This is a genomic window from Paraburkholderia sp. GAS33 (genome assembly GCF_050436645.1).
In the GTDB taxonomy this organism is placed as follows: Bacteria; Pseudomonadota; Gammaproteobacteria; order Burkholderiales; family Burkholderiaceae; genus Paraburkholderia; species Paraburkholderia phenazinium_B.
Window position 1 is genome coordinate 91,974 of the sequence record NZ_JBNDMP010000003.1, and the last position, 14,423, is coordinate 106,396.

Genomic DNA, 14,423 nt, shown 5'->3' on the forward strand with positions numbered 1-14,423 from the left:
ATGAATCATGTCCGAAAGTCCGATTGATCCTCATGCGCGTCATCATGCGCATTGCCTGCCGTTCGGCGCGCAGTTGCTCGGCGCGGCGAGCGCCAGGCCGCGCACGCGCTTTCGCTTCTGGGCGCCGTCGTGCAAGGCGGTACAGGTAGAGATCGAAGGCCCGGCTGCTGCCGGCACGCACGAAATGACGCCGACCGGTAACGGCTGGTTCGAAACTGAGGTCGATTGCGGCGTGGGCACCTTGTATCGCTACCGGCTCGACGGTGAACTGGCCGTGCCCGATCCTGCTTCGCGCTTCCAGCCGCAGGACGTGCATGGTCCGAGCGAAGTGATCGATCCGCGCGCCTACACATGGCAGCACGCGCATTGGCATGGCCGGCCGTGGGAAGAGACCGTCTTGTACGAATTGCATGTCGGCACGCTCGGCGGCTATGCCGGCGTGATGAAACGTCTGCCTGCGATTGCCGAACTGGGCGTGACGGCCATTGAGTTAATGCCGCTAAACGACTTTCCAGGCGAGCGAAACTGGGGCTACGACGGCGTGCTGCCTTACGCTCCTGACTCGGCCTATGGCCGCCCCGACGAGTTGAAAGCGCTGATCGACGCGGCCCACGGTCTGGGTCTTAACGTGTTCCTCGACGTCGTCTACAACCACTTCGGCCCCGACGGTAACTATCTGCACCAGTATGCCAAGCCGTTCTTTCGCGAAGGCACGCATACGCCCTGGGGACCGGCGATCGATTTCAATCGCACGGAAGTCAGCGATTTCTTCTGCGATAACGCGCTCTACTGGATCAACGAGTATCGCTTCGATGGCCTGCGCTTCGACGCCGTGCACGCCATCGACAATCACGAATGGCTGCGCGATCTCTCGGACCATATTCGCGCCAGGGTGAGGCATGGCCGTCATGTGCATCTGGTGCTCGAAAACGAGCACAACTCGGCCAGTCTGCTCGAAACGCATTTCGATGCGCAGTGGAACGACGATGCGCACAACACGCTGCACGTTTTGCTGACCGGCGAGACCGAAGGCTATTACCACGCGTTTGCGGATCAGCCGATCCGCAAACTGGCGCGTGTGCTTGGCGAGGGCTTTGTGTACCAGGGCGAGCCTTCACCGATCCACGACGGCAAGCCGCGCGGCGAACCAAGCGGACACGTGTCGCCCACTTCGTTCGTGATGTTCCTGCAGAATCATGACCAGATCGGCAACCGTGCCTTTGGCGAGCGTCTGCGCAAGCTCAGCACTCCAGACGCGCTGCGTGCTGCCACCGCCCTGTTGCTGCTATCCCCGCAGATTCCGCTGCTGTTCATGGACGAGGAATTCGGCTCCGACCAGCCGTTCCTCTTCTTCACCGACTACGCGGGTGACCTCGCCGACGCCGTGCGCGAAGGACGGCGCCGCGAGTTCGCGCGCTTCGCTTCCTTTAGCGACGAAAAACGCCGCGCGCAGATTCCCGACCCCAACGCGCCGCAGACCTTCGCCGCATCGTCGCCGCCCGTGGATAACGCTGCACACCCTAACGCTCAGGAACGACTCGACTGGATGCACTTCTACAAATCCGCGCTCGCCGTGCGCGCCAAGCTGATTACACCGCGCCTCGAGCATTCAAAAGCACTCGGTGCAAGCGTGCTCACTGCGCAGGACGGCAGCGACACCAACGCGCTTGTCGCCCGCTGGCGGCTTGGCGACGGCGAGACGCTTTCCATTGCGCTCAATCTGGGTTCCGACGACGTGAAGCTTTCCGACATACCCCCAGGCAAGGTGATCTTCGAGACCCCGCCGCGTGCGCGCGATCGTATCGAGGGCCATCAGCTGCCGTCGCATATGTGCATCGCGTGGATGACTGGCGACGTCTGCGAATACGCCAACACTCACGATGCGCGCAAGGTGATCGAACGGGAGTGGCACGCATGAGCCCCGCTCGTCGCCCTGCCGGTTCGATCGACAACCTCGCCGCCCGCGCCGGCTTCGAAGTCGAATGGGAAAATGCGCACCACGTTACGCAGCGCGTACCCGAAAGCACGCTCTCCGTGCTGCTCGACCGCATGGGTCTGCCGTGCGGCAACGCGACCCAGACGCGCCAGAGCACCGCGGCGCTCGAAGCAGAACTGTCCGGCCGCAAGCTGCCGCCGCTGATGACCGCCGAATGCGAGCGGGGCATCGCGCTGCCGCTGGCCGCGATCAAATCCGGCAGCCACTATCGGATCGAACTCGAAAGCGGTTCGCAGATCGATGGCCGCTTCACGGCGCCAAAAGGCGAAGCGGCGCTGCTGTCACCGATCGATGAACCCGGCTATCACACGCTCATCATCAACGATCACCGCGTCACGCTCGCGGTTGCGCCAGCACGCTGCTATACGGTGGCGGATGCATGGCAGGCGTCGCGGAACGAGCCGATGCCGCCGTTGTGGGGCGTGGCTGCACAACTCTACGGCTTGCGCCGCACCGGCGATGGCGGCATTGGCGACTATTCCGCGCTGGCGCGTCTCGCCGTCGAAAGTGCGAAGCGCGGCGCCCACGCGCTCGCCGTCAGCCCCACGCATGCGATGTTCAGCGCCGAGCCGGAGCGCTTCAGTCCGTATTCGCCGTCGTCACGCTTGTGGCTCAACGTCACGCATATCGATGTCGAGGCTGTGTTCGGCGCGCAAGCGGCACGCGGTGCGATTGAAGCATCCCAAGCCGGCGATACGTGGACGCAATTGGAAAGGCTGAACCTGATCGACTGGCCGAAGGCGGTCCGACTGAAGCTGAAGGTGCTGCGCACATTGTTCGAACAGTTCTGCGTACACGATCGCGCTCAAGACGCGCCGCTTGCGCTCGAATTCAACGCGTTCTGCGTGCACGGCGGCCGCTCGCTGGAAGATCACGCGCGCTTCGAAGCGTTGCAGGCGGTACAGCTTGCCCAAGCCGAGCCCAACGGACACTGGCGTAATTGGCCCGAAGCGTTGCGCGATCCGCGCAGCACGGAAGTCGAAGCGTTTGCCAACGCGAACCGGCATGAGGTGGAGTTTTATCTGTTCCTGCAATGGCTCGCCGCCAAGGGACTCTCGCAAGCCCAGCTCGCGGCCCGCGATGCGGGGATGGCGGTCGGCCTGATCGCGGACCTCGCCGTCGGCTGCGACAGCGCGGGCAGCCATGCGTGGTCGTATCGCGACGACATGCTGCAAGGCGTGTCGGTCGGTGCACCGCCGGATCTGTTCAACCAGGCCGGTCAGGCGTGGGGGCTCACCACGTTCTCGCCGCGTGCGATGCGCACCCAGGGATTTTCGGCGTTCATCGACATGCTGCGCGCCGCATTTGCGCATGCGGGCGGCGTGCGCATCGACCACATTCTCGGACTGCGGCGGCTGTGGCTCGTGCCCGATGGCGAGAGCGCGGCTAACGGCGCGTATCTGCGCTATCCACTCGAAGACATGCTGCGGCTAATCGCGCTCGAATCGTGGCGCCATCGCTCGATCGTGATTGGCGAAGATCTCGGCACAGTACCGCCGGGCTTCCGCGAACGGCTCGACGAGCATGGCATCGAGGGCATTCGCGTGCTGTGGTTCGAAGGCAGCGAAACGGGCAAAGGCTTCAAACCGCCGAATCGCTGGGATCGCAATGCAGTGGGTACGACCACCACCCACGACCTGCCGACCGTCACCGGATGGTGGCGCGGCGCCGACATCACCTGGCGCAACCGCATCGGCCAGACCATGCCGCGCGCCGATGGCCGCGACCCTGTCGAAGTGGCGCAAGCCGAGCGTGCCGAGGATCGCGCTTTACTGTGGGATGCGTTCCAGCAAGCAGGCGTCGCCGCGAAGGATGTGCCCGCGCCGCCGCCCGAAAGCGCACCTGTGGATGAAGCGCTTGCCTTCGTTGCCGCGACGCCGTCGCCGCTCGTCACGTATCCGCTCGAGGATCTGCTCGCGCTCGAGGATCAACCGAACCTGCCGGGCTCGATCGACGAGCATCCGAACTGGCGCCGGCGTCTCGTGCTGCCGATCGATGAGCTGTTCGACGAGCCGGCCTTCAGCGACCGGCTGCTGGCGGTCGACCGGGCGCGCAGCACCGCTGCTTCAGCTGCCACCCCGGCTTCGGCCTCCGCCACTTCAGCTTCCCATTCCACCACCGCTTCTTCGGGGCCCGACACACCATGACAGTCCCGCGTTCCACACTCCGGCTTCAGTTCCACAAGGACTTCACGTTCGATGATGCGCTCGCACGCGTCGAATACTTCGCTGCGCTCGGCGTCAGCCATCTGTACGCGTCGCCGATCACGACAGCCGAGCCGGGTTCGATGCACGGCTACGACACGGTCGACTACACCCAGGTGAGCGCCGAATGCGGCGGCGAAGCGGGCCTCAAACGGCTCGTCGACAAACTGCGCGAACGCGGCATGGGACTGATTATCGACGTGGTTCCGAACCATATGGGTGTGGGCGGATCGAGCAACGCATGGTGGCTCGATATTCTCGAGTGGGGGCGTCACAGCGCCCACGCGCGACATTTCGACATCGACTGGCATTCGCCCGATCCGGCATTGCGCGGCAAGGTGCTGATGCCGTGTCTCGGCGCACCGTACGGCGACGAACTCGCGGCCGGCCGGATCGAACTGCATTTCGCCGCCGATACAGGACGCTTCTACGTAAGCTATGGACCTCACGTGGGACCGATCTGTCCGATCGACTATGCGTCGATTCTGCAAAGCGCCGAACGCGCCGATCTGGGTGCACTCGCCGAACGCTTTCAGGGCTTGACCACGCAGCCCGCAGACCAGCCCCGCGCCGCCGAAGCGTGCGAGTTGCTACGCGAATTCGTCGCGCAGAACGGTACGGCAGCGATCGACGCGGCGCTGGCAAACTATGCGCCCGGCGAGGCGGTCACACGCGATCGGCTGCATCGTCTGCTGGAACGGCAGCACTTCCGGCTCGCGTGGTGGCGCACCGCGTCGGACGAAGTGAACTGGCGGCGTTTCTTCGACATCAGCACGCTGGCAGGCGTGCGCGTCGAGCGGCCCGAAGTGTTCGACGCGGCGCACGCGCTGCCGTTTCGCCTCTACGCGGAAGGCGTGATCGACGGCGTGCGGATCGACCACGTGGACGGCCTTGCGGAGCCGCGCGAGTACTGCCAGCGGCTGCGGCAGCGGCTCAACGAATTGCGCGAAGGCGAACCGTATATCGTGGTCGAGAAGATCCTCGCGCGCGGCGAGCCGTTGCGCGACGACTGGCCCGTCCACGGCACGACCGGCTACGACTTTATGACCGACGTCGGCGCGCTTTTGCACGATCCGGCCGGCGCCGAACCGCTCGCTACGACATGGGCCGAGCTGAGCGGAAGAAGTGTGGATTTCGCCGATGAAGCGATGATGGCGCGACGCAAGATTCTCGCGGAGAACCTCTCGGCAGAACTGGACCGCGCAGCGCGGGCGCTGCACCGGATCGCGCGCGATTCGCTTGGTACGCGTGACTTCACGTTCACCGCGCTGCGCCGCGTGCTGACCGAACTCGTGGTGCACTTCCCCGTGTATCGTGTGTATCCGCAGAACGGTCTGCGTACCGAAGCCGACAACGTCTATTACAACCAGGCGCTGGCTGGCGCGAAGCAGACGCTCTCGCCTGCCGATCACGCCACATTGGAACAGGTCGACGCCTGGTTAGGCGGCAGCGCAGCTGAAGACGCCGCGCCGGTTCGTTCAGCCGCCAACGCGCAGCCTGGTTCGAACAACGCGCCGCTCAGTCACTCGGGATCGTCGCGACGCACTGCGCAGACGTTATTTTCGCAACTGACTGCGCCTGTGGCCGCAAAAGCGGTCGAGGATACGGCGTGCTATCGCTATGGGCGCCTGTTGTCGCGCAATGAGGTGGGTTCGGACCCGGCTGAGTTCGCCATTTCGGTCGATCAGTTTCATACATCCAACCTCGAACGCGCGCGACGTTTCCCGCATGCGATGCTTGCGACCGCTACGCACGATCACAAACGCGGCGAGGACGTACGCGCCCGTCTTGCAGTGCTCAGCGAAATCGCTCAGGACTGGAGCGCAACGCTGCGCGCATGGTCGACGCTAAACGCGCCACAGCGCCGCGCGCCCGAGGGCAGTGTAAGCACCATGGACCACGACTGGGCGCCCGGTCCAGCGGCCGAGGCGATGCTGTATCAAACGCTGGTGGGCTGCTGGCCGCCCAATCTTTCGCCCGACGACGAAGCCGGCGTGAAGGCCTTGGCTGAACGGGTCGCGCAATGGCAGTTGAAGGCACTGCGCGAAGCGAAACTGCGCACGTCCTGGCTTGCGCCTGACGAAGCGTATGAAAACGCGTGCCGCGATTTCCTGTTCGACATCCTCGCACCGCAACGGCGCGACGGCTTCCTGAGCGAGCTCTCCGGATTGGTGGCACGCATTAGCCAGGCCGGTGCGATCAATAGCCTGCAGCAGACCGTGCTCCGGCTCACGTCACCAGGCGTCCCGGATCTGTATCAAGGCACCGAGTTGTGGGATTTCAGCCTCGTCGATCCCGACAACCGGCGTCCCGTCGATTTTGCACAGCGCCAAGCGTGGCTCGTTGAGACGCCGCCGTCGGAGTTTTTGCCTGACTGGCGCAGCGGACGGGTCAAGCTGGGTGTCATACAGCGCTTGCTGTCGTTGCGCGCGCATCTGCCCTCGTTACTGAGCGATGGCGCGTATCTGCCGCTGACGGTCACGGGCAAGCACGCGGCACACGTGGTCGCGTTTGCGCGCAGGCATAACAACGCCTGGGCCGTGATCATCGTCACGCATCTCGCTGCGGGTTTGCTGGACGCAGATAGCGATTTACCCCTCGTCGATGCGGCACAATGGGACGATACTGCGGTCGCGATGCCGGATGAGTTAACATCACGTGCGCTGTTCGACTGGATGAGCACCGCCGCGCCCAAAGTCGAGGACAATGGCGTGCTCTATCTGCGCGACGCACTGGCGACGATGCCGGTAGCCGTGCTGGTAGAGGACGGGGTGCCGCGAGCTTAGTGTTTTGGCACGCCAGAGCCAACTGATGCTCATCGGCGAGTCTAACGGCCACCTTGCAACCTTGACTGCGAGAAAGCCTATGACGCTGGACTGGTCGAGTATCCGTAGCGGCGAAGCCGATGCACTGCACGGCGCGATCGTCGAACTATCCGGCTGGATGATCCCGCTCGACGCCACAGCGGATAAAGCCGACTATTTTCTTTTGGCGGCGGATGCTCCTTGCTGCGGCGGTTGTTTGCCGCGCGATCCGCTGTCGTCCATCGAGGTGTATGCGGCCGCGCCTTGCGCGCCGCAGGAGCATGCCGTCACTTTCACGGGGCGCTTGCAGCGACTGATCGACGATCCTGCGGGTTGGCGCTATCAACTCATTGATGCCACACCACTCGATTTGCAGCCTGAACGTGAACCGCGCAGCGCGAGTCGGCGCGCGTTTCTCGCTTCAGGCGCTGCGCTGGGGCTCGCGGCCTGCGCGCCTGGGCGCTTCGCCGGTTACACCGAGAAACCGGATGCTGGGGCAGTCCATGCCGGGGCTTCGGACGCCGCTGCGTCGAGCGCTGCTCGAGCGTCGGATAGCACGCTCGCCTGGCGCACTCCCGACACGCTGACCATGGACATGCACAGCCACGCCGGACGCGTGATTGTCTCGCGCGATCCGGCGATCGGCGCTAACCGCCCTTTTCTTCCCCTCGCAGCGCCGATGCGCGCCGGCGGCATGAACGTCATCTGTCTCGCCATCGTCACCGACACTACAGTGACTCACGTAACTGCAGACCACAAGCGTATCGAAGCATGGCGCATTCCTCAGGATGGCGAACTATATGCTCTCGGACAAGCCGAATTCAAACGTGCCCATGAGCTGGTTGAACGCGAGCAGATGCAGGTTGTGACGAACACGGCGTCGCTGTCTGCTAACGCAAAAGCAGGTCCGTGTGTCATCATCGCCGCTGAGGGTGCGGACTTTCTGGAAGGTCAAGTCGATCGCGTCGATGAAGCCTATACGCTGCATCAACTGCGCCATCTGCAACTCACGCACTACCGGGTCAATGAACTTGGCGATATTCAGACCGAGCCGCCGGTGCACGGCGGGTTGACCGACTTCGGCGCGGACGTGGTGCGCCGTTGCAACCAGCTAGGCATTGTCGTGGACGTTGCGCACGGTACCTACGATCTGGTCAAGCGCGCCGCCGAAACGACGACGAAGCCACTCATCCTTTCGCATACCGCCTTGGCGACTCACCCATCAGCGCGTAGCCGTCTTATCACACCGGACCATGCGCGCGTGATCGCAGGCACCGGCGGCGTGATCGGCGTGTGGCCGAGTTCAGGAACGTTCGCCGATCTGCAGGCCATGGCGCACGGCTACAAACGCATGGCCGATGTGGTGGGCGTCGAACATGTCGGGTTAGGCTCGGATATGCTCGGCTTCATCTTGCCGCCGGTGTTTCGCAGCTATGAGCAACTGCCGTCGCTGGCCGATGCGTTGTTGGCGGAGGGCTTCAGCAAAGACGAGGTGGGAATGATTCTCGGCGCCAATTACCGGCGGGTGTTCGAGGCTTCTGTTGGTTGAAGGCGGCAAGCGTCGACCGCGGCCGTTGCCTCACGTTGCAGGGCTACCGTCTACCGCCCGGCCGCCCACAGCAGCGACAGACCCGAGGACAACATCAACCCGTCGACCACCAGCTTGAACGTGTTCGGACTCATGCGCACCACCACGTGGCGCGCGGCAAACGAGCCGGCCATCAGCGCCGAACCTGTAATCAGGCCATCGAATATCACATGCAAGGGCAACGCGCCAAAGTGCTTGAACACAGCGACTTTGGTGCCGTACACCGCCAATGAACCCGCGGCCTCAGTGGCGAGAAACGCACCCTTCACGAGCCCGTACGACATGAATACCGGCACGGTAATCGGCCCGGTCGAAACCACGATGCCCGTCAGGAAGCCCACCACGCCGCCAATCAAGGCGAGATGCAACAGCGAGAACTTGATGGAACGGCGCGCGAGCCAGCGCCGTGTCGGCACCATCGCCAGGAAGAAGATGCCAAGGGCGAGTTCGACGGCATGAGGCGGCAACGCCAGCAGCGTACGCACGCCAAGCGCAGCGCCCGGCACCGCAGTCGAGCAATATGCCGCGCAGGCTCGCCAGTCGACTTCACGCCACCACGCGAGGACCTTGCCGAGATTGCCCATGATGGCGGCAATCGCCATGATCGGCACCGCTTGCTGCGGACCAAACAGCATGACGAGCACGGGCATCAACATCATCGACGAACCTGTGCCGATCACGCCGCTTAGCATGCCCGCCAGCAGACCTACGCCCAGTACAAGCAGATATCCCATAGCAGGCGCCCCTTAACCGCCCTCGTCATCAAAGTGTTTTGGATAAACCCGCACCAGCAGAATGCGCGGCCCCTTCATCTTCTTGACGACGATATCGAAGCGATCGAACTCCACGCGCTTACCCTCCGTTGGAATATCGTTGAGCGCCTGGATCACCAGACCGCCGACCGATTCGGCCCGCCCCTCGTCAATATCGATCCCCAACGCCCGCTCGAGCGACACCACTGGCAGACTGCCCTTGCCCATCAGCGTGCCGTCGTCCATCCGCGTCCAGTCGGCATCGCCCTGGCGGAATTCGTCGTGAATCTGCCCGACGAGCGCGCCAAGCAGATTGTCGAGCGTGAGAAAGCCGATCGGCGCCGCGTTCTTGTGTCCTACCAGCGCCATATGCGGCGCGCCCTTGCGGAACCGTCGGAACAGCTCAAGCGCGGGCATATCCGGTTTCACGTACTGAACCGGGCGCACATACTTCGAGAGATCGTCGAGCGTGCTCCCTGCCTGGCGTGCCAACAGCAGATCCTTCAAGTGGATCATGCCGGCCACGCGCTCGCCTGAGTCGTCTTCGAACAGCGGATAGCGGCTGAAGCGATGCCGCGCCACCACCTGCATGTTTTCGCGCAACGGCAGATCGCGTCGCAGTCCAACCATCTCGTGAGCCGGCCGCATCAGATCGGAAACCGTCATGCGCGAGAAGTCCAGCGAATGCGCGATCGTGTTCCATTCGTCCTGGCTATACGCGCCTTCAGTCGCGCCCACGCCGGGTGCGATATTGGCATGGCGGCCACGCAGGATCAGTTTCAGTTCTTCGGTGGAGTAATGCGCGTCGCCGCCATGATCCGCCGTCAGGCCCGCGAGACGGAGCACCGCGTTGGCGCTGGTGTTGAGCACCCAGATAGCCGGATACATCGTCCAGTAGAACGCGTACAGCGGCGTGGCAGCCCACAGCGAAAGCCTCTCGGACTGACGGATCGCCAGTGACTTCGGCGCCAGTTCGCCCACCACGATATGCAGGAACGAAATGCACGAGAAAGCGAAGAACAGCGAGACGCCGTGAATCACGTTCTCCGATTCGATCCCCAGCACGCGGAATACCGGCGTCAGCAGATCCGCGAAGGCCGGCTCACCGATCCAGCCAAGGCCCAGCGAAGCAAGCGTGATACCGAGCTGGCACGCCGACAGGTACGAGTCCAGATGCCCATGCACCTTCGCCAGCAAGCGGCCGCGCACGCCGTGTTGCGCGGCGAGACTCTTGACGCGCGTTTGCCGCAACTTCACCAGGCCGAATTCGGCCGCGACAAAGAACCCGTTGAGCGCAACGAGCAATAACGCGCCAATAAGGGCGAAGACCTGAGTCAAGTGAAAAGGCTCCGGCAACAAAAGTCGTCAGTATAGGGGCGAAAGCAATATGAAAGAGTTTCGGTGGGCGACGAACTTTGCGCGCCGCCTGGCACTGTGCCTTCAAGGCGCGGCGAGCGGAATGCGCAGTGCAAGCGTCGCCGGTTGGCCGTCCTGCATCTCGCCTTGCTCGAAGGTGCCGCCGTGCGCTTCGGCCACACGCTTGCACAGCGCCAGCACCCACGCGATCCGGCCCGCTTCGCGCGGTGCGCGCGCCTGGGTACGTGCGAACGGTTCGAGCAGGTGTGGGAGCGCAGGATCGTCAAGGACGGCCGGACTTGCATCGAAGGTGACCAGCGCGTGCCATGCGGTGGCGTCGGCACTGGACGCAAGCGTGACCTTGGCGCCATCCGCGCTCGCTTCGACCGCGAACGTAAGCATCAGCCACAGCGCCGCGGCGAGACGCTCGCGGTCGCCGCTGAACTGCTCGGTGGAAAGGCCCGAGTCGAACGCGACCGACACGCCGCGCGACCTCGCGAGTCCCGAACGCACTTCGTCAGCCGAATCCGAGAACAAAGCCTGCAGCGGAAACGGCGAGCGGGCAAGCGCCAGGTTGCGCGTTCCCGCGCGGGTCGTATCGACGATCGATTCCAGCAGCTTGACCTGTTGATCCACCCCGCTACGGATACCGACGATGGCGCGCTGCGCGGCAGGGTCGTTGGCGTCGAGCTTGCGCTCGAGCACATACGCCCAGCTATGGATCGCATTCAGCGGACCGCGTAAATCATGCGAGACCAGCGACAGCACGTGGTCGCGCATGAACAGCGCAGCCTCTGCGCACAGATGCGCAGTGCGTTCGGACAAGGAAGCGCCGGAAGCGGTCTGCTGGCCGCTGCCGGCTCCGGTGGAAGACGTTGTCACGATCTGGGCCCTCTAGGCAGTGCATATGGATGAACAGAGTCCTCATTATAGGCACGCTCCCCCGCGAATCAGGACGCAGTTGTGTCGCCAATGCGTCGCACTGTCCGCTCATGCGCCGCATGCCCGGCAAGAACCCGGGTGTTCTGGGCGATGCCGCCTCAAACGCCTACAATGTCGGTTTTTACGACTTGTCCCAAGGAGCAACTCATGTCGACCGTGACTACCGATTCCGGCCTTAAATACGAAGATCTGACCGAAGGCACCGGCGCTGAAGCGAAAGCCGGCCAGACCGTCAGCGTCCACTACACGGGCTGGTTGACCGACGGCCAGAAGTTCGACTCCAGCAAGGACCGTAATGATCCGTTTGCGTTCGTGCTGGGCGGCGGCATGGTCATCAAAGGTTGGGACGAAGGCGTGCAGGGCATGAAGGTGGGCGGCGTGCGCAAGCTGACGATTCCGCCGCAACTCGGCTACGGCGTGCGCGGTGCAGGCGGCGTGATTCCGCCGAATGCGACGCTCGTGTTCGAAGTCGAACTGCTCGACGTCTAAGTTTTCCCCGCTTGCTTGCCGATGAGCCACGCCGCCGTCACTGCCCCCAGCGTTTCGTTGCGCCGTTATGGTGCGATTGAAGCCACGGACCTGCACGACTTTCATCAGGTCGTGCTGGGGCTCGACGGCGCGATGGTGATGACGGTGGATGGCATCGGCCAGCAGATCGATTCAGGCTCGGCGTGGCTGATTCCCGCTGGCGCGCAGCATGACTACGCGGGCATCGGCGAGAACCGGCAACTGGTGCTCGATTTGCCCGCGGCGTCGATGGCTGTGCCGGAGCGTTTATTTGACCGCGCGCGGGCGGTGTCGGTGGATGCTTCGTTGAAGCAGCTTGTGCATCGCATCGCCGCAAGTGCGATGGGCCACACACCGGCCGCTGACGATGTGAGCACGCGGCGGTTTCACTGGGATGCTGCCGCGCGTTTGTGCGCGGCCATGCTGGCGGACGCCGGTACGACGCGGTCCGCAACGGTCAGTGGCGCGCTGGGCGCGGGTCTCGACTTTGCACGCATCGACCGCTGGTTACGCGCGCATTTGTCGGAGCCGTTACGCATCGCCGATCTTGCCGCGCATTGCGGCTTCGGCATGCGGCGTTTCCATCAGTTGTTCATCGAAGCGTTCGGTGAGACGCCGAATCGCTATCTGCAGCGTCTGCGGCTCGATACCTCGATCACCCTGCTCGCGGATCCCAGGCATTCGTTGACCGATATCGCGCTTGATGTCGGCTTCGGCGATCAAAGCGCCTATACGCACGCTTTTACGCGGCGTTTTGGGCTTGCGCCGGGTCAATGGCGCGCCGTGCGCCACTGACCCGAGCTGCGGGCCCGAACAACTTACGACTCGAGATTTACCCCGCCAAGCCGCGCGCCAGATCGTTGCGGATATCGCCCGCATTCTCCAGCCCGACCGCCAGACGAATCAGCCCTTCCGAAATGCCCGCTGCCGCACGCGCTTCGGGCGTGATGCGGCTGTGCGTCGTCGTAGCAGGATGGGTGATGGTCGTGCGCGTATCGCCGAGGTTCGCGGTGATCGAACAGATCTTCGTACCGTCGATCACGCGCCATGCATTCGCACGCTGCGCTTCGGGCGTGGCGCCCTTTAACTCGAACGACACAACCGCGCCACCCGCTTTCTGCTGACGTTTGGCAATTTCGTACTGCGGATGCGATTCCAGCCCCGGATAGAACACGCGATTCACAGCCGGATGCGCTTCCAGCCAGCGCGCGATTTCCAGCGCGTTATCGGACTGCTTTTCAACGCGCAGTGAAAGCGTTTCCATGCCCTTGAGCAACACCCACGCGTTGAACGCGGACAATGTCGGCCCGGCGCTGCGCACGAACGGGAACACCTTTTCCATAATGAACTGCTTCGAGCCGACCAGCGCACCGCCAAGCACGCGGCCCTGGCCGTCGAGGAACTTGGTGGCCGAATGCATCACGACGTCCGCGCCGAGCTTCAACGGCTGCTGCAGCGCCGGGCTGCAGAAGCAGTTGTCGACCACGAACAACGCGTTCGACGCCTTCGCAATCTTGCCGATCGCTTCGATATCGGCGATCTCGGTCAGCGGATTCGATGGCGTTTCAAGGAAGAACATCTTCGTCTCGGGACGCACGGCTTCTTTCCACGCGTCCAGATTTGTCGGATCGACAAACGTAGTCACAATGCCAAACTTGCTGAAGATCTGCGAGAACATGCCGAGTGTCGAACCGAACAGGCTCCGCGAGCTGACGAGGTGATCGCCAGCCTGCAACGCCGACATCACCACCGACATGATCGCGCTCATGCCCGAGGCCGTCGCGATGCACGCCTCGCCGCCTTCGAGCGCGGCCAGACGGTCCTGGAACATCGTGACCGTAGGGTTCGTGAAACGCGAGTAGGTGTAGTTGTCCTCGGAATTCTTGAAGCGCTCGGCGGCGTCGGCGGCGCTTGTGAACACAAAGCTCGACGTCAGGAAAATCGCTTCCGAATGCTCGTTGAAGTCGCTACGCAGCGTGCCCGAGCGGACTGCGAGGGTGTCGAAATTCAGGGAGTCGTCCATGTTGGTTCTAGTTCCATTTTCCACGTGTCGTCACGTGTTGCCACGTTTTCCAGACCGGCGCTTAACGCGTATTGCTTGCCGTCCATCGTCAAGCTGGATGAACGTCAAACGCGCCGGCAACAGAAAAGCCCGCTTTGCGTCGGCATAAGCGGGCTTCATGTGCGGGGGAAAGCTGGAGCGGCGGCGGACGGTTGCTACATTTCCCCCGTTCGCTTTAGCTGTTTTGGGTTGCCCCGCGTCCGCAAGCTGAG

At 63.4% G+C, this 14,423-nt stretch carries 10 protein-coding genes; 6 read left to right on the forward strand and 4 right to left on the reverse strand.

The genetic code is table 11. The annotated features are described in order from the left end of the window. Nucleotides 1-7: 7 nt before the first annotated feature. The 4 genes from treZ to P3T24_RS10660 all read left to right on the forward strand — a co-directional run bounded on the left by treZ (nt 8) and on the right by P3T24_RS10660 (nt 8,553). Nucleotides 8-1,918 (forward strand): malto-oligosyltrehalose trehalohydrolase, encoded by a 1,911-nt coding sequence (gene treZ / locus P3T24_RS10645; protein WP_429434432.1) that lies wholly within the window; start codon nt 8-10, stop codon nt 1,916-1,918. Beyond that, the gene (malQ, locus tag P3T24_RS10650) at nt 1,915-4,143 is read left to right on the forward strand and encodes a 4-alpha-glucanotransferase (protein WP_429434435.1); all 2,229 of its coding nucleotides are present in this window, start codon (nt 1,915-1,917) and stop codon (nt 4,141-4,143) included. Before treZ ends, malQ begins: the two co-directional genes overlap by 4 nt. Next, entirely contained in the window at nt 4,140-6,986 is a 2,847-nt protein-coding gene (gene treY, locus P3T24_RS10655; RefSeq protein ID WP_429434438.1) for a malto-oligosyltrehalose synthase, read from the forward strand. Before malQ ends, treY begins: the two co-directional genes overlap by 4 nt. A 79-nt stretch (nt 6,987-7,065) precedes the next feature. Then, the gene (locus tag P3T24_RS10660; protein WP_429434441.1) at nt 7,066-8,553 is read left to right on the forward strand and encodes a dipeptidase; all 1,488 of its coding nucleotides are present in this window, start codon (nt 7,066-7,068) and stop codon (nt 8,551-8,553) included. A 50-nt stretch (nt 8,554-8,603) separates the two neighbouring features. Here P3T24_RS10660 and P3T24_RS10665 read toward each other — a convergent pair whose 3' ends face one another. The 3 genes from P3T24_RS10665 to P3T24_RS10675 form a co-directional block, all read right to left on the reverse strand. Then, complete coding sequence (locus tag P3T24_RS10665; RefSeq protein ID WP_074266592.1) at nt 8,604-9,326, reverse strand: sulfite exporter TauE/SafE family protein; 723 nt, start codon at nt 9,324-9,326, stop codon at nt 8,604-8,606. A gap of 12 nt (nt 9,327-9,338) precedes the next feature. After that, nucleotides 9,339-10,682 (reverse strand): hemolysin family protein, encoded by a 1,344-nt coding sequence (locus P3T24_RS10670; RefSeq protein WP_429434443.1) that lies wholly within the window; start codon nt 10,680-10,682, stop codon nt 9,339-9,341. A gap of 102 nt (nt 10,683-10,784) precedes the next feature. Then, nucleotides 10,785-11,582, reverse strand: coding sequence for a sensor histidine kinase (locus P3T24_RS10675; RefSeq protein ID WP_074266594.1), 798 nt, complete (start codon nt 11,580-11,582; stop codon nt 10,785-10,787). A 207-nt stretch (nt 11,583-11,789) separates the two neighbouring features. Here P3T24_RS10675 and P3T24_RS10680 point away from each other — a divergent pair, with 207 nt between their 5' ends. Further along, the gene (locus P3T24_RS10680; protein ID WP_122157632.1) at nt 11,790-12,131 is read left to right on the forward strand and encodes an FKBP-type peptidyl-prolyl cis-trans isomerase; all 342 of its coding nucleotides are present in this window, start codon (nt 11,790-11,792) and stop codon (nt 12,129-12,131) included. Between the two features lie 21 nt (nt 12,132-12,152). Beyond that, nucleotides 12,153-12,944 carry a helix-turn-helix domain-containing protein gene (locus tag P3T24_RS10685; protein ID WP_429434445.1) on the forward strand — a complete coding sequence of 264 codons (792 nt, stop codon included), beginning with the start codon at nt 12,153-12,155 and terminating at the stop codon, nt 12,942-12,944. Between the two features lie 37 nt (nt 12,945-12,981). Here P3T24_RS10685 and P3T24_RS10690 read toward each other — a convergent pair whose 3' ends face one another. Next, a complete protein-coding gene (locus P3T24_RS10690; RefSeq protein WP_429434448.1) occupies nt 12,982-14,172 on the reverse strand; it encodes an O-succinylhomoserine sulfhydrylase in 1,191 nt (396 codons plus the stop codon). Nucleotides 14,173-14,423: the final 251 nt, after the last annotated feature.